Below are 15,636 nucleotides of genomic sequence, written 5' to 3' on the forward strand. Positions count from 1 at the left end.
CCGCTGCCCTGGACCCTGCCCGGCGCGGCCCAGGCGCTCAATGACATCACAGGTGGTGCACCCATGGACGTCACACGCAGGGAACTGGTCCTCATCTCCGGCGGCACCCTGACCGCCTCCCTCCTCGCCTGGCTCACCGCAGACCCAGCCGTCGCCGGCCAGGTGACGACTGGTCGGCGCATCGGCGAGGCGACGGTCGCGCGGATCGAGGAGCGCGTTCAGACCCTCTGGCGGATCGACGACGCCGACGGTGGCGGCGCGATCCTCCCCGAGACCGCCAGCGCGCTCGCCCTCGTCAACGGCCTCCTGCGCACCCGCAGCTACAGCGACGAGCACCGCGCCCGCCTCTACGCCGCCGCCGCCGACCTCGGCCGCCAGCGCGCCGCCGCGACCTTCGACATCCACGGCGAGTGCGCGGACGGAATGTTCGACTCCGCGCTCCGCTCCGCGAAGATCGCAGGCGATGACGCTCTCGGTGCCAACGTCCTCGCCTTCTGGGCCACGGCGGCGAGGAACACCAACCGCCCCCAGGACGCCGAAGCCATGGCCTCAGCCGGCCTGGCCGCCGTCCGAGGCCGCACCACCGCACGCGTCGAGGCCATGCTCACCGCCCGCCGAGGACGCGCCCGAGCGAGCCTCGGCGACAACCGCTGCTGGGCGGACCTCGACCGCGCGGAAGAAGTCCTCGCCGAAGCCGACAACCGCATCGAGGACGACCCCGCCTGGGCCTACTGGTATGACCGCGGCGAAGCTCTCGCCGGCGCCGCCTCCAGCCACCGCGAGATGGGCCGGCTTGAGCGGGCCGCCGCGCTGTTCGAGACCGCCATCGCGCTCTTCCCCAGCGACCGAGTCCGCGACCGGACGCTGTTCCTCACCCGCCAGGCCGACGTCCAGTTCCAGCAGGGCGAGGTCGAACACGCAGCGCACACCGCCAACCGAGCCCTCGACCTCGCCGAGGACATCAGCTCCCGCCGCAGCGCCACTCCACTCCTCGACCTCGCCGAGCAGATGGGCACCAGCACTGTGCCTTCCGCCCGCGACTTCCACGAACGAGCCCGCACGGTCCTGGTCGCGTAGCCTCCCATCGGCCAGTGTGGGAGGCAGTCGAGAGCAAGGATCCAGTGGCGCGTCACCGGACTCGGATCACACGCTGCGCAGGCCCTGTTCAGTAGGCGCTACCCCTTCCGGGCTGACATGCCTCCCACACGTTCGGCAACTGCCGCCCCGGTGATGCCGCGATTCAGCACAGCTCCGCAGAAGCAAAGGCCAGCGGGCCGACAAAGACGATCAGAGGACCGTCCATCACCAGGCTTCCGCCCCGGGAGGCACGTCGCGGTCGCCTCAAATCGGTGGAGTGGCGCTGCTGGTTACTGCGCTCACCCGGAGTCGGGCTGCCTGGTGAGCGGGGCGCGGTTCCTGGAGTTTTTCAACATTCATCGCGTGCGGTGTTTGATGCGCGGAGAGAGCGCCAAGTACAGCGCCTGGCTGGTGTGGGTGTTCATGGGCTGACCGAAAGGCTGTCTGGTGGCGGGGTCCCACAGCCGCACCGTTCTGTCCTCGCCGCCGTCGACGCTGGCTACCAGCAGGGAGCCGTCGGAGGAATGCACCACGTGTATGGAGCCGTTGGCGGGGCCGGTCCAGGGTTGGCCGACGCGCTCGCCAGTGGCGGGGTCCCACAGCAGTACCGTGTTGTCCTCGTCGAAGGTCGCAAGCAAGGAGCTGTCGACGGAGAAACCGTGCTCCCAGACGTTGTTGGTGTGGCCCGTCAGGGGTTTGCCCACGGGTTGGCCGGTGGCGGGGTCCCACAACCGCACCGTCCAGTCTCTGCTCCCGGTGGCGAGAAGCCGGCCATCGGGAGAGAACGCCACCCTCAGCACGTGGCCGGTGTGGCCCGTCAGGGGTTCGCCGAGGGGTTGGCCAGTGGCGGGGTCCCACAACCGCACCGTTGTGTCCATGCTGCCCGTAGCGAGAAGCCGACCGTCGGGAGAGAACGCCACTCCCACCACGCATTCGGTGTGGCCCGTCAGAGGTTCGCCGACAGGTTGGCCAGTGGCGGGGTCCCACAACCGCACCGTTGTGTCCATGCTGCCGGTAGCGAGAAGCCGACCGTCGGGAGAGAACGCCACATCTTCCACGGTGCCGCTGTGGCCGGTCAGGGGTTTACCGACGAGCTGGCCGGTGGCGGTCTCCCACAACCGCACCGTTGTGTCCATGCTGCCGGTAGCGAGGAGGCGGCCATCGGGTGAGAACGCCATCCGAAACACGGTGCCGGTGTGGCCGGTCAGGGGCTGGCTGGTAGGGCGGCCGGTGGCCGGGTCCCACAACCGCACCGTTCCGTCCGCGCCGATACTGGTAGCGAAGAGGTACTCCCCTGGCTCTGGCGTAACAGGGATGTCCGGCTTGGTGGGAGGCAAGGTGAACGAGTGCGCCGGCGACTCGGACTTGGGCGCGTGGTCGAGTTGCCGTAGCGCCTGAGCCAGGTCGACGGCGTTCGAGTACCGCTGGTCGGGGTCCTTGTGCAGCAAGGTGAGCACAAGGTCGTCCCAGGCAGATGGGATACCCACCCGCACCGAGCTCGGTGTGGGCGGTTCCTGCGTGAGGTGTGCCGTGAGGTAGCCAAGGGTGTCGGGGGCCTGGAAGGGCAACTGGCCTGTGATCAGCTCGAAGAGGAGGCAGCCGAGCGCGTACAGGTCGCTGCGTGGTTCCGGGAAGCCGCGCGCCTGTTCGGGGGCCATGTAGGGGGGCGTACCCACGATGTAGCCGGTCTGGGTGAGGCGGTCCACGGTCGCATTGGGGTCGGCTGCTCTCGCGAGGCCGAAGTCGAGGACCTTCACCATGCCGGACGGCGTGATGAAGATGTTCGAGGGCTTGATGTCCCGGTGCATGATCCCGGTGTTGTGCGCATCAGCAAGTGCGTCACTTATCTGTGCGCCCCACCGGGCGGCGTCCAGCAAGGTCACGGCGCCTCGGCGCAGCATCGCGTCCAGGCCCTCGCCTCGGATCAGCTCCATCACCAGGAACGGCACCCTGTCACCCTCAGTGCTGGCCTCGCCGAGGTCGTGGATGGTGACGATGTTGGGGTGCTGCAGCCGAGCGGTGATCCGTGCCTCGCGCAGGAACCTAGCGCGTGCCTGATCGCCGCGGCTTCCGCCGCCGGCGAGCAGGGAGATCACCTTGACCGCCACAGGCCGCCCCAGCGTCTCATCCTGCGCCTCCCAAACCTGCCCCATGCCACCCTCACCGAGCTCCCGCACCAACCGGTAACGGCCCCCGAAGAGCTGGTCTCGCACTGCGACGCCTCCCCCATTCGAACGTTTTTGTCTCTACTGCTTGCGAACCACCGCGATGGGGATCGTAAAGCGACCGCACAGGCGACACATCCGTTACGCCCAGGAAGCCGCTAAGCAGCAGCGGCGTTCAGAGGGGTGGCCTTCTTGGCCCCGGATCCGCCTTCCATCTTCAGCGCGCCCCTGGCTGGGGAGCGGGTGCTGGCCAGCACACCCTCGTGGAAAGCGTGCTTGGCGGCACCGGCGACCTCGTTGGAGTCCCTAGAGACCGGCCGTGTCATCCTCGACCGCCGGTAGCCTTCCCTCCTCCTCCAAGGCGCGGCACGCGTTCTCGTACCACTCCACCGGCACGATCACCGCCTGCGCCTCCTGATAGCGCACTGCCTGGATGTGCTCACGCCCGTACTGCACGCGGCCCATCACTTTGACGATGTTCTTCCGCAGGTCCGCGGACTTCATCCGCACAGTGCGCGGCAGACGGCTACCGCCCCCAGTCTCGTTCGACATAGCCGTATCGTACGGGTGGCACATGTTGCGCAACATACAGATGTTGCGCAACACTGGTCGCAGCCCGGCGGGCTGAACGCACGAGAGCCCGCACCCAGCGCTGCAACCGCTGGCACGGGCTCTCTCCCGACCACCAGCCACTACTGGGAGGACGAGCTGTGCGCAACCCTAGCCTCGCACCACCCCTGAACACCCCTCAGGACCTCACAACGAGACGGACGCCCCTCGCCGACACCGCCGTCAGGGGGGCGCAATGACCAGGCGCAACTACCGCACGATCGCGTCGATGGCCCGCCGCGCCAAGGCGGCCGTGGGCACGGTCGTGAACAGCGACCAGGGCCGCGCGGCGTGCGCGGCCCACGTCGAGCTCTTCGAGCAGGTCGAGTTCGCGGAGGGCGGCGCCTCCTACGCGAGGCGGCTGGAGGCCGCCGCGATCTGCGACAGTTGCCCGCTGCGCGCCGGCTGCGGGTTCCGGATCATCGCCTCTCGGCAGCAGCCGAAGCGGGGTCGATGATGTCCAGTCACCACCGCCGACGCGCCACCGGCGCCGCCCCCGGGACCATCCAGGATCGGGTCCGCTCCCAGGCCGCCTTGAGAAGCACGCCGGGAATGGGAAGCCCGACAGGCCGAACTCGCCCAGACCACCCCTGACCCGGAAACCGGCGAGACTGGCTTCGGCGGTCCACCCCTCTCGCTCGATGACGAGGCGCTGCTCCTCGCCGAGTGCGGTCAGACTTGTGTCGACGAATACCGGCAGGCCCGGAACCAGGCCAACCGGGACGTCATCGACTGGCTCATCGCCAATGGCGGCGAAATCCTCCTCGAATTCATCGGCATCAACGACCTGCGCCGCTGCCTTGGTCAGGGCGACGTCGCAAGCTGCCTATGGTCACTCCTCGACATCGGTAGCCTCTTCCTCGCCCCCATCAAGGGCTTCGACGCCGTGCGCACCGCCATCCGCACGGCTTCGCGGGCCGCCGACCACTGGTCCGCAGTCCAGCGAGCCCGCCGAACCCTTGACCGCTACGAAGACCTGATCCAGCGTCTGCGCAACAATCCCTGCCGCATCGGAGTCCCCTCCTCGGGAGTTACCCTCCGAGCGGCCGAGAACTCGCTCCGCACCTCGCCCATCTCCGGCTGTCTGATTCGAGATGCAGCCCGAGCCCTGCGGGACGCACTCGAACTTGGAGGGGACCGAAATGTCGGCGTCGCCGACGTGGACATCTTTGGGATCGGTCTGCCACGGCTCTTCTCCGTGAGCGGACGCGGCGACCGGTACGAAGGACTCGTCCCCTGGGTAGGCGACCCGAGGAACCCTCAGCGCTTCCTTCCTCGGCAGCTCGAAGGGGAGGATAACGACCGTACGACGGACACCGAGTACCGGCTTCTCACCTATATCGCCAACCAGATCGGGGAGGCATCAGACGACGTGGACGGCGTCATTGACCTGTACACAGAGTTGCCCGTCTGCAACAGCTGCAACGATGTCATCAACCAGTTCCGGAACGAGTTTCCGAACGTCACTGTCAACGTCACTCACGGGTAGAGCACTGATGAGTCAAGAATTTTCCTCCCCCATGGCTGGCGGTCTACCGCCCCGGATCACCCGAAGCCCGGCAAACCGAGCTGTAGAGAACCATGATCTGCTCGCTCTCCGCGAGGCACTCGACGCAGGAGCCGACGTGGAAGAGGCCCAGTTCGGGTCGTCGCTTCTCCATCACGCGGTGGATGTCGAACGCGACGGCGCCACGCAGCGGGGCACCCCGCTTCACGTCGACATGACCGTCCTTCTCCTGGCTCGTGGCGCTGACCCCACCCGCCGATCAAGCAGCACCGGCATGAGCCCTGAGGAACTCGCTAAAGTTTCGGGCCACTGGCTAGCCACGGAACTCTTCGAAGCCTGGAAGCGGGCACAGAGCCGGTAGAAGCGGTCTCACCCGAGTACACAAAGCCCCGACCCTGACCACGGCCAAGGTGGCTGCCCCTTGCCAGGGCAGCCACCTTCGTTGGACGGCATCGACCACACCGACCTGCCGCCGATCGGCGTCGTGGCGGGCATCGAGTGGGGTGTCGCGCTACTACGCGGAGGCCGTCACCCATTTCAAAATCCCGCAACCGAGACCTGGGTCACCAACCTCGGGACTGTCAAACGATCGGCTCTGTCTCACTTTCGGTGGTCACAGAGGGTAGCGCCGAGAATGGCTGGTCAACTCGTTCCGGTACCCGTCCCCGGGGCGTCGCCGCTGTCGTCTGCGGAGCAGGGCCCGAGCGTCGGCTTCTGCTGCGAGCTGGGTGAATCACCAGACGTAGCGGAAGTCGCCGTACGTCACCACCGAAAGTGACACAGAGCCACTCGTTTGACAGACCCCGTGCCGGTCCGAGGTCAGTGGCCGAGAGTGGTGGGCAGCGGATCGAAGCGGTGGTCGGGGCCCGACAGGTCACCCAGGATCTCGGACTGTCGTCGTCCTGTGAGCAGCGCCGCCAGGAACCCGGTGCTTCCGGTGTCGTGGTGCTCCCAGTAGGGGCCGCGGCCTTCGCTGACCATCACGGTCCAGCGGGCCGGCTCCTGCCCGGGGGCGATGAGCCAGTACAGCGTCTGACCGTCCTCCGCGATCGCCCAGGGCACGACGCGGTGGTCCGGGGCCCGCAACTGGGGCGGTTTGGGCTCGAATTTCCATAGTTCCGGCAGTGCCTGGGCCTGCTGGCGGGCGACGGCGAGGAGGTTGTAGTCGGGGTTCACGCATCCGGGGTGCAGGAGGCAGAGGTAGTCGTCGAAGTGGCCCCCGCCGTACCGGTCGGCGAGCTCCGTGTAGTCCGCGGGCAGTGCGTCCACGCCCAGTGCCGCAGCCGTCCGGGACCAGTCGGAGGCGCCGGGAGCCGCGCCGGGCGGTGCGACGCGGACGAGCTCTGCCAGTGCTTCGTTCATCGGGCCACTCACCTGGGATCTAGACGTTGAGGATGGTGATGCTGTTGGTGGCGTTCGAGGCGCCGTAAGGGGTGAACGTGAAGCCGTTGGAGCCGTACGCCTCGATGGTGATCCCCACAGGTACCACGTCCGCGTTGCTCGCGTAGATCGGGGTGACCGTGTAGGTGATGTCCTGGTGCTGTGCCGCGGCGGCCACCTGGTTCTCGATGTGCCGCATCACGGGGGAGTTGGCGAACCGCCGGAAGGTCACAAAGTTCTCTGGCATGCGGTTCGAACCGCCGAGCTGGGCGCCGAGCAGGTGGGTGCGGTTGTTGCCCTGCCGCCAGGCGAAGCCCGGGGGCATGACTCCCGGCCGGGTGCGGCCGCCGAGCATGTCGCTCTGGATGAACGCCCTGACGCCCGTCGCACGCCCGCCCGGGCCGAGCGGCGAGTACTGCACCCTGCCGCCCCAGGTCGGGTCCGCCGGCTCGTACGGGGAGAGTCCCTCCGGGTCCACCCAGACCTGTGGGTTGGGCACGTAGGTCACCGGGTTGAGCGCCCCTCCCAGCCCGAGTGGATCGATGCTGGCGTAGCGGGCTGTCCGCGGGTCGTAGTAGCGGTACAGGTTGTAGTGGAGGTCGGTCTCCGGATCGGCGTACTGGCCGGGGAAACGCAGGGGGGTGTACGCGGTCGCGCCCGGCAGCCAGCCGGTGACGCCCCACAGGGTGGAGCGGGCGCTCCAGGCGATGTCCCCTGACTCGTCGATGAGTTCGGTCGGTGTGCCGACCAGGTCGGTGACGATCGCGAAGAACCGGCGGTCGATCTCCTCCGGCGACGTGGCGTTGACGCGCGACTCGGTCTGGGAGACCGGCCGCAGTCCGTCGTGTTCCCACGTCAGGGTGATCCGGTGGGTCGCGTCGGGAGAGATGGTGGTCTGTTCCACCAGGGTCTGCCCGTCCCAGGTGAAGCGGGTCTCCTCGGCCACGGTGCCGTCCGCGGCCATCCGGAGCTTGGCCACGCGCCGTCCGAACGGGTCGTAGCGGTATCGCCATACCGTGCCGTCGGGCGTGGTGACGGAGACGAGCCGGTCCTCGCCGTCCCAGGTGTAGCGCCAGATGTCCGGCTTGCGGGACAGGCGGGTGCGCCGGCACTCGATCACGCGGCCGGCCGCGTCGTAGGTGTAGTGCACCCGTCCGGCGCGGTTCAGCAGCAGTCCGGAGCGCTCGTGATCGCCGCGTGTCTCCTGGCCGGGAAGGTGCTCGGGCCAGGACGCGTGGGTCAGAGCACCGGTCGCGTCATAGGCGTATCGCTCCGACCAGCCATCCGCGTCCACGCTCAGCACGCGACCGTCGGGGTCCAGGCCGAAGCGGGTCGCAATGCCGTCGCGGCCGTCGACGCCCTGCGGGTATCCGTCGGCGCGGTAGGCGTAGGCGCGGCCGACCACCGGCCCGCGGGCTGTGGTGAGCGTCTGGGAGGTGAGCTGTCCGGCGGAGTCCCACTCCTGGATGAGGGCGAAGGCGTCGCCGTGGCTGCGGCTGATCTCCCGGCCCGCCGCGTCCAGGCCGAGGCGGAACTGCCGGCCCGGCGCGCCCAGTGCGACCAGGCGGCCCGCGGCGTCGAAATCGTAGACGGTGCGTGTCCCGGCGGGCGTGACGCGTTCGCGTGGCTGGCCTGCCCGGTCGTAGCGGTGGGTCAGGGTGTGCCCATCGACCGTCTCGGCGAGCGCTCGGCCGGCCGCGTCCCGCTCCCAGTCGATCGTGCACTCCGGTCCGGTCACCCGGAGCAGCACGCCGTTGAGATCGCGTTCGTAGGTGGTGACCGCGCCGTCCACGGTTTTCGACGCCAGCTCGCCCAGCGGGTCGTAGGTGTAGGCGACCTCCTGGCCGGAGGGGTTGACCCGGGCCGCGATACGGCCGGCGGCGTCCAGCCGGAAATCGAACCGGCGGCCGTCGAAGTCGGTCTCGGCCACCAGCCGCCCGGCCACGTCGTAGGTGTAACTCCAGGACCTGCCGTCCGGGCCGGTGACCTCGGTCAAGCGCAGCGAGGCGTCGTAGCGGAAGGTGTAGCCGGTGCCGTCCGGGTCGGTCCGGGCGGCGAGCAGATCGAAGTGGGTGTACTCGAACCGGGTCGACCTGCCGCCGACGCCGGTGTGGGACAGGCAGTTGCCCTCGCCGTCGTAGGCCCAGCTCTGTTCGGCACCGTCCGGGTCGATCCGGTGGGCCATACGGCCCTCCATGGTCCACCGGGTACGCATCTCGCCGCCCAGCAGGTCGGTTTCCGTGACTGAACGGCCGAACGCGTCCAGAGCGCGGGTGGATCGGTTGCCCAGCGGGTCGGTGATCTCCACTGGCAGGCCGGCGGCGTTACAGCGCAGCTGGGTGACCGCACCGAGGGCGTCAGTGACGGCGACTGCTCGGCCAGCGAGCGCCACAGTACGTTGTCCGGGTGCTCGACGGCGCCCTCGTAGCAGCGGTGGGTGCGGACGGGGCAGGTCCGGTCGCTGCGGTCGTACAGGTGCTCCGGGAACTGCGTCGCGATCGGCATGGCTCGCACCCGCGTGCCCTCCGGGGTCAACAACTCGGCCGGCGGCCCGGGTTCGGCGGCGCCGGTGTAGGCGAGCGTGACGTGCATGCCGGGGTGTCGGCGTGCGAGGCCGGCCAGCAGCTGGTGGGTGTGCTCCACGAGGCCGGACTCGCGGACCGGCTTGTCGCCGCCGGTGGCCAGCCAGCGACCTCGGATGTCGTCGGTGCAGACGAGCAGATGTTTCGGCAACGGGGGCATGAGGTCCTCCAGGGCGGATCTCGACGGTGAGATGGCGGCCCTTCAACGCTGCCGAAGGTCACGAACTCGGCGGTAGGTCAATCGCGTTGCCACCCGCTGCCGCCACGAGCAACACGGAGCAACACCCGCTGACCTGCCGCAATGCGAAGCGCTCAGCTACAGTGCGTTCACCGCGTGTGTCCGCAGACAAGTGAGAGCGGAGGCCGGATGACCAGCACACGCCCCTCCCCCAAGGCCAAGCGCCCCCTCGGCTACCTGCTCAAACGCGCCCGCGAGGCGCGTGACCTGACGCAGGCCGAGTTCGCCCGCCGCCTGCGCCACCGCAGCGTCGAGGCGGGCCGGCCCCTGGGGACCGGGCGCGACGGCGTGTGCCACTGGGAGAAGGATCGAACGCCCGATCGCCCCACCCAACAGCTCATCGCGGACGAGTTGGGTATTCCACGCCAGTTGGTGGATGAGCGACCATGGCCTCAGTGGCTCGCCGACGATCCCGCCCAACGACCCGCTCCGCTGCCCTGGACCCTGCCCGGCGCGGCCCAGGCGCTCAATGACATCACAGGTGGTGCACCCATGGACGTCACACGCAGGGAACTGGTCCTCATCTCCGGCGGCACCCTGACCGCCTCCCTCCTCGCCTGGCTCACCGCGGACCCCGTCGCCGCAGGCCAGATGACCACCGGCCAGCGCATCGGCGAGGCCGCCGTCGCACGGATCGAGGAACGCGTTCGGTCTCTCTGGCGGCTCGACGACGCCGACGGCGGCGGCGCGATCCTGCCCGAGACGGCCAGCGCGCTCGCCCTCGTCAACGGCCTGCTCCGCACCCGCAGCTACAGCGACGAACACCGCGCTCGCCTGTACGCGGCCGCCGCCGACCTCGGCCGCCAGCGCGCCGCCGCCACCTTCGACATCCACGGCGAGTGCGCGGACGGAATGTTCGAGACCGCGCTGCGGGCCGCGAAGATCGCCGGCGACGACGCCCTCGGCGCCAATGTCCTCGCCTTCTGGGCCACTGCGGCACGGAACACCGACCGCCCTCAGGACGCCGAGGCCATGGCTTCGGCGGGACTGGCCGCCGTCCGGGGCCGCAGCACCCTGCGCGTCCAGTCCATGTTCGCCTCCCACCGAGGCCGAGCGAGAGCGAAGCTGGGCGACGACCGTTGCTGGGCCGACCTCGAACGTGCCGACGAACTCCTCGCCGAAGCCGACAACCGCATCGAGGACGACCCCGCCTGGACCTACTGGTACGACCGCCCCGAGCTCCTCGCCAGCGCAGCTTCCAGCCACCACAACATGGGCCAACTCGACCAGGCCTCCGCCACGTTCGACATCGCCCTGGCCTCGTTCCCCCACGACCGGGTCCGCGACCGAATGTGGTTCCTCACCCGCCAGGCCGACGTCCAGTTCCAGCAGGGCGAGATCGAACGCGCCGTCGACACCGCCAACCGAGCCCTCGACCTCGCCGAGGACATCAGCTCCCGCCGCAGCGCCGCCCCCCTCCTCGACCTCGCCGACCAGATGATCACCAGCACCGAGCCCTCCGCCCGCGACTTCCACGAACGAGCCCGTACGGTCCTGGTCGCCTAGCATCGCCCCGTGCGCATCGCCCGGCTTCATCCGGGCGGCTCCGCGCCCTCGAAGACACGTGACCACGCCGCCTCGGGATGCGGCATGTCGTCGACGACGGTGGGCGCCTGGCGCCCTCGCTTCCACCACGTCGTCACCGGCTACCAGGAGCAGCTCGCCGCCGTCATCGAGCACCTACGCGAGCTCACCACCAGCGGCGACCACACCTACTACGTCGACATCGCCCACTTCATGGCCGACCTCCCCCACCAGGGCCCCTCCACGGCACGGTGGATCGACGGCGAACCCGCCATCCTGCAGCGGTGGCGAGCCCTGGTCGTTGAATGCTGGCACCGGTTGGCGTAGATGCACGTGCCCGCGCCCGCGCGACCTGCATCGCGCAGGTGTCGAGCAAGCAAGGAGTTCCCCCGCTTCGAGCACCCTCGATCGAAGCATAAAGAGGTGGCGGCCTCGCTCGTGAGGCGATTGCAGATTGTGATCAAGGCCTGTTGGCCACCAGCTCGGGCGCGGGGATAAGCGCCGGCCAAGGTTCCGCCAGCTTCTCCCGTCACATGGGAAAGGGCGTTCGACATTAAACTGGTTCATGTAATCGCAATGAGGCGCAGCAGCCGCCAGACGTGCGGTGGAGCTGAAGGGACTCTGTATGCCTGGCAGTGGTAAGAGCTGGCTTCCGGATCTATACGAAACCGGCTATTGCCTGACATTTGCCCGAGGACTGACCCCCGAGGAGCTACTATCCCGACTGGGTGCAGACTTAAGCATTTCAGCACACATGACGTTGACTGAAGCCGCAGAAAAGCAGACTGGATTGCCATGGAGCCAATCAGTGGTCCGCGTAGGCGCGCACCGAGACTGGGCCTACTCGATCGAGGACGCGGGAAGCCATGGCGCCAGACCAGCCATACTGGAGAACGTATCGGAAGGAACTCAAGCGCTAGCACTTCTCAAAACAGCCGACATCACACATCGATTCACGTTTGCCGAGTTTGGCCATGTGGTCTGCTCGTTCGACCCAACGACACCAAATATACGAAGCGGAAGCGACCCGGATCGCCTTCTCAGTTGGCTGGAGCGCCTTACCGCCTCTGCCACGGACGGAGAAATTATAAACGGCGATGACGTGATCCTGCGCATGGCAAGCGAAGCGTTCAATGCATACGTTCCGCGAAGTCACGTGGCAACGGGCCGACTGCTATCCGGCGTACTGAACTGAACGGCGGCGCGGCCCTTCACCGCAACAGAAAGGGCCGCACCGTCCAGGCTAGGTTATATCGCACCACTCATCGACGTCTTCACAGCGCTGGTCGAACAGAGGGGTCGCGACATAGTATGCGTCCCAGTTGACTATTCGCATGTCTTGGACAAAGCGCCCTAGGTCGCGTCCAACTCCTTCGTTTTGATCCAAAGGCATGCTGGCCCGTCCGCAGGCCTCGTTCCAGGTAGGCGCCGGGTATCGGGGATCTGCCGTGAACCTGAACTGCTCCGGGGTTCCTCGAAGCGCGAACTGAGCGCATTCAGCGCCGCTCTGAACCACAGTGCCGCCGCTCTCTCGAGACGCGGCGAAGGCGTACTCGTCGCACGACGGGTTCCACGTCTCTGGGTGGGCAGTGAAGGTTGAGTCACAGATTCTTCTGCGATTAGCATTCGCGGCGCCGTCATCGGCAAGTCTATGGAGCGGGGATTGATGAGCTCTGCTGCCTGGGTGCGCAGAATTCCCTACTCTCATCACCCAAACGAAGCCTGCCGCGAGAGGGTACGCATCTGTGTTGATGGTGTAGGTCGGGATGTAGTCTTCGAAGGTGCACCCCTGAGTGCTCGACACGAGGGCATCGCAGTTGATGTCGCTTTCTATGAATGACCATTCGGTGTCCGCTGGAGCTGCCACTGGTGAGGTGGCGCGCATGACCCAGCCCAGCAAGAATGACCACTCGCCGGATCCCTGGGTCCAGCTCATGTCGAGTCGCCCTCGCACCGAGTGGAGGTCGGTGGGTGTCCAGGTGAGTGCGCCGCCATCCCAGGTCTGCATCCCACGAGTGCAGCGAGTTCCACAGGAATCCTGGGGAGCCCAGTAGAGCGTTACAGACCCGAGCGCGGGATCCATCGAGACAGGCACAAGCCAAATTGACTGCTCGATTGTTGGCCTTGTGGGCGACAACCTAATTTCCTGCCGCATTGCCCACGTGGCTGTACCGACTGGGACACCATTACGCTTGAGTACTGCGGTCAGCGGGCTAAATCCGTTCAGGCACGCCCCGAACCGATCGTACTCGTTACCCGAGACAGTGGAATCGCACCACGGCAGCAGGCCGGGGTCCACGGCAGACGATTTTCGAGTTCGGCGGAAAGTTGAGCTTCTCCGCCGAAACCAATGCAGAGACTGTTGCCCTGCTCATCCTCCGGTCCGCACCCCTCCTCCACGGACGGGAGAGATGAGCGACTTAAAGCCGTCGCAGCCACCGGTGGGTTCGTCTCCATGAAGTCTATCGGCGGCGCGTTGGGGTTAGGGGGAGGAAGTATGAGCCCCCAGTCGGCCTCTTGGCTAGATGCCGTGCTTTGAGCTAGAGCCGATGGGGCGATGATGCCCAGGATGATACTGATAGCGCACAGCGCCCGTAACACAATTCGTCTTCGCAACCGACACCCCTCGTTCGGCTGGCAGCATGCACCAGCACAACTCGTGACCAGAGGAGCATGTGAACGTGATCGGCCCGTTGCCTCAAGGAACGGCACAGCCCCCCTGCCCGTCAATGCGCCCGGTGGCTACCCTTCGCAAGCTGCCGCCAAGACCAACACCTCCGAATTGGCTTGAAAGTATGGGCTCAGCTTCCTGGAGCGGTGTGGGACGAGTAGTCGTCGGCCAGGCGGCGCTAGGCGGCTTATGAGCGGGCTCGTACGCCATCTGAACACGGGTTTCACATGTTCGGACGGCCTACAGGACAAGTATGTGCAGTCACGCGAGTTGACGAAATCTGATCCCCCTTCAGTCACCGCGCCTTTTCGTCGCGCCTGTAGGGGTTCCTGCTGGTCGCCGCGCCCAGCGTCAGCGCACTGGGAGCGTCGTGCCCTGCCGGCCGCCCCTGTGGTCGTTGGCCTGGTCAGTTCTAGGGCAGCCACGCCCTGACGTAATGCGGCCGCCGCTCCACACACGAGCGAGGATTCGGCCCGAAGCTGTGTGACAGGCGAACGTGCATAGCGAAATCCTGTTCCGCCCCAGACTGTGCCCGACCGGCCCCATGGAGTACAGCGAGCAGCAACAGCCAGCCTGCTGTCATTTCGGCTGGATGGGGGTGAGGACGGCATCGGCGATGACGTACTCGGCGACACCGAGCGCCCGGTCGACGCCGAGTGGGATCCGGCATTGCTGTGGCCATTCGCCGAGGCGGAGTTGCCTGGCACTTCGCCCCGGGGCTCGTTGATCGCGGCCGTCGCGGCGACGACAGCGAAGAACAGCCGCGGGCCGGTGGCTGGGGCGGGCAGGAACCGTTCGACGTCAGGGACGAGGTAGCAGGACCATCCGTCGCCGTCGTCTCAGCGCCGTACACGGCCAGGTCGGCGAGTTCGGCGAAGGTGTCGACGTACATGGTGACCTCGTCGGGCTGTGATGGTCAGGTAGCCCGAGACCAGCTCGACGTTGACCTGGACCGAGACGTAGATCCAGAAGCCCTCGACGGGCCAGCGGGCGCGGTCCGGCCGCATGGGCACCACGCCGAGGCTGACGTTGGCGACGCGGGCGTCGTTGATGGTCTCCATGCCGGGCTCGGTCCACTGCCCGTCCCCGCTGAAGTGGTGCGGGATCAGTGCCTCCTCGTCGAAGACCCAGCCGTCCAGGGCGGGCAGCAGGTCCCAGGCTTGGGAACCCGGGAGCCAGCGCACGTCCTCGCCGGCGGCCACGTTGGTGAACGTCAAGTCGTACTCGTACCGGACGTAGTCGCTGATCGGCTCCGAGACCACGCGCAGTCGCCGCATGGCCACGCCATGCCCCGTCGTCGCGGCCACCACGTCGAGCCAGGGCCGCCACCACGAGGAGCGGTCGTCGGGGTCCTGGCTCCGGGTCGTCCAGCATGTAGCCGTCCCGCATCTCCAGGTGAGCCGCCGAGCGCTTCGCCCTGGCGAGGGCGTCACGTACCGCCGTTGCCATCGTCGTCATCCCCGTCCTCGCGCTCGCTGGGCGACTCGGCCGCCGCCTCGCGCCGGGCTTCGAAGTCCCCTGGCCGAGGGATGACCTGCAGCATGCTCGCCGGGAGTCGAATGATCGTTTCATGGTCGGGGACGTCCGTGGAGTGCCCTGGTACCGACCCGACGGCCTGGCACTCCGCCACATCCTTCTCCGACGCCTTGTAGGACTGGATCAGCAGATCTCCGTTGGTCAGGTCCTCCCAGACGGTCGGCGAGCCGCGTCGGAGGTGTTCGGGTAGATGCCCAGGAACCGTAGGGGCACGGCAGCCTCCTGCGTCGAGTGGGTTGCGGCGACTCGCACGACAATCCCCCTCGAAGGATGAAGCGTCAAGGGTTCATCACCCTCCGTTACCTCAAAGCCTGCGGCGCCCTCGCCTCAGCCGGAAGGCCGACGAC

General features: G+C 67.5%; 12 protein-coding genes and 1 pseudogene. 6 read left to right on the forward strand and 7 right to left on the reverse strand.

Translation table 11 applies throughout. From position 1 onward, the window contains the following. On the forward strand, positions 1-1,077 hold a 1,077-nt coding region (locus E1265_RS09520), incomplete at its 5' end, for a transcriptional regulator (RefSeq protein ID WP_207931024.1). Positions 1,078-1,433: 356 nt separating this feature from the next. On the opposite strand, the gene E1265_RS09525 is transcribed toward E1265_RS09520, so the two are convergent. Together E1265_RS09525 and E1265_RS09530 are read right to left on the reverse strand one after the other, a co-directional pair. Further along, on the reverse strand, positions 1,434-3,290 hold the full coding sequence (locus E1265_RS09525) for a serine/threonine-protein kinase (protein ID WP_132929817.1): 1,857 nt from the start codon (positions 3,288-3,290) through the stop codon (positions 1,434-1,436). A gap of 258 nt (positions 3,291-3,548) precedes the next feature. After that, entirely contained in the window at positions 3,549-3,794 is a 246-nt protein-coding gene (locus tag E1265_RS09530; protein ID WP_132929818.1) for a hypothetical protein, read from the reverse strand. A 253-nt stretch (positions 3,795-4,047) separates the two neighbouring features. On the opposite strand from E1265_RS09530, the gene E1265_RS09535 reads away from it, so the two are divergent. Continuing rightward, the gene (locus E1265_RS09535; protein ID WP_132929819.1) at positions 4,048-4,308 is read left to right on the forward strand and encodes a hypothetical protein; all 261 of its coding nucleotides are present in this window, start codon (positions 4,048-4,050) and stop codon (positions 4,306-4,308) included. Positions 4,309-4,737: 429 nt separating this feature from the next. After that, entirely contained in the window at positions 4,738-5,340 is a 603-nt protein-coding gene (locus E1265_RS09540; protein WP_165953711.1) for a deaminase domain-containing protein, read from the forward strand. 43 nt (positions 5,341-5,383) lie between these two features. On the opposite strand, the gene E1265_RS36940 is transcribed toward E1265_RS09540, so the two are convergent. The 3 genes from E1265_RS36940 to E1265_RS40255 all read right to left on the reverse strand — a co-directional run bounded on the left by E1265_RS36940 (position 5,384) and on the right by E1265_RS40255 (position 8,923). Continuing rightward, the gene (locus tag E1265_RS36940) at positions 5,384-5,566 is read right to left on the reverse strand and encodes a hypothetical protein (protein WP_165953712.1); all 183 of its coding nucleotides are present in this window, start codon (positions 5,564-5,566) and stop codon (positions 5,384-5,386) included. A 611-nt stretch (positions 5,567-6,177) separates the two neighbouring features. Then, positions 6,178-6,720: an SMI1/KNR4 family protein gene (locus E1265_RS09550; RefSeq protein WP_132929821.1), complete on the reverse strand. Its 543-nt coding sequence runs from the start codon at positions 6,718-6,720 to the stop codon at positions 6,178-6,180. Positions 6,721-6,739: 19 nt separating this feature from the next. Next, complete coding sequence (locus E1265_RS40255) at positions 6,740-8,923, reverse strand: RHS repeat-associated core domain-containing protein (protein ID WP_279571416.1); 2,184 nt, start codon at positions 8,921-8,923, stop codon at positions 6,740-6,742. A 764-nt stretch (positions 8,924-9,687) separates the two neighbouring features. Here E1265_RS40255 and E1265_RS09560 point away from each other — a divergent pair. The 3 genes from E1265_RS09560 (at position 9,688) to E1265_RS09570 (ending at position 12,277) form a co-directional block, all read left to right on the forward strand. Continuing rightward, positions 9,688-11,064 (forward strand): helix-turn-helix transcriptional regulator, encoded by a 1,377-nt coding sequence (locus tag E1265_RS09560; protein ID WP_132929823.1) that lies wholly within the window; start codon positions 9,688-9,690, stop codon positions 11,062-11,064. A gap of 84 nt (positions 11,065-11,148) precedes the next feature. Further along, positions 11,149-11,409: a hypothetical protein gene (locus E1265_RS09565; RefSeq protein WP_132929824.1), complete on the forward strand. Its 261-nt coding sequence runs from the start codon at positions 11,149-11,151 to the stop codon at positions 11,407-11,409. Positions 11,410-11,707: 298 nt separating this feature from the next. Continuing rightward, positions 11,708-12,277 (forward strand): DUF6461 domain-containing protein, encoded by a 570-nt coding sequence (locus E1265_RS09570; protein WP_132929825.1) that lies wholly within the window; start codon positions 11,708-11,710, stop codon positions 12,275-12,277. Positions 12,278-14,592: 2,315 nt separating this feature from the next. Here E1265_RS09570 and E1265_RS09580 read toward each other — a convergent pair. Then, positions 14,593-15,186, reverse strand: a complete 594-nt coding sequence (locus E1265_RS09580) for a DUF6879 family protein (protein ID WP_347877170.1) — start codon at positions 15,184-15,186, stop codon at positions 14,593-14,595. Next, a pseudogene (locus E1265_RS09585) lies at positions 15,183-15,502 on the reverse strand (hypothetical protein). Before E1265_RS09585 ends, E1265_RS09580 begins: the two are co-directional and overlap by 4 nt. Positions 15,503-15,636: the final 134 nt, after the last annotated feature.

Source organism: Streptomyces sp. 8K308 (genome assembly GCF_004348315.1).
In the GTDB taxonomy this organism is placed as follows: domain Bacteria; phylum Actinomycetota; class Actinomycetes; order Streptomycetales; family Streptomycetaceae; genus Streptomyces.

Bases quoted from the DNA above. Each gene is read 5' to 3' on its own strand.
- E1265_RS09565 (WP_132929824.1), top strand. From the start codon at position 11,149: ATGTCGTCGACGACGGTGGGCGCCTGGCGCCCTCGCTTCCACCACGTC.
- E1265_RS09530 (WP_132929818.1), bottom strand. From the start codon at position 3,794: ATGTCGAACGAGACTGGGGGCGGTAGCCGTCTGCCGCGCACTGTGCGG.
- E1265_RS09560 (WP_132929823.1), top strand. From the start codon at position 9,688: ATGACCAGCACACGCCCCTCCCCCAAGGCCAAGCGCCCCCTCGGCTAC.
- E1265_RS09550 (WP_132929821.1), bottom strand. From the start codon at position 6,720: ATGAACGAAGCACTGGCAGAGCTCGTCCGCGTCGCACCGCCCGGCGCG.
- E1265_RS40255 (WP_279571416.1), bottom strand. From the start codon at position 8,923: ATGGCCCACCGGATCGACCCGGACGGTGCCGAACAGAGCTGGGCCTAC.
- E1265_RS09570 (WP_132929825.1), top strand. From the start codon at position 11,708: ATGCCTGGCAGTGGTAAGAGCTGGCTTCCGGATCTATACGAAACCGGC.
- E1265_RS09535 (WP_132929819.1), top strand. From the start codon at position 4,048: ATGACCAGGCGCAACTACCGCACGATCGCGTCGATGGCCCGCCGCGCC.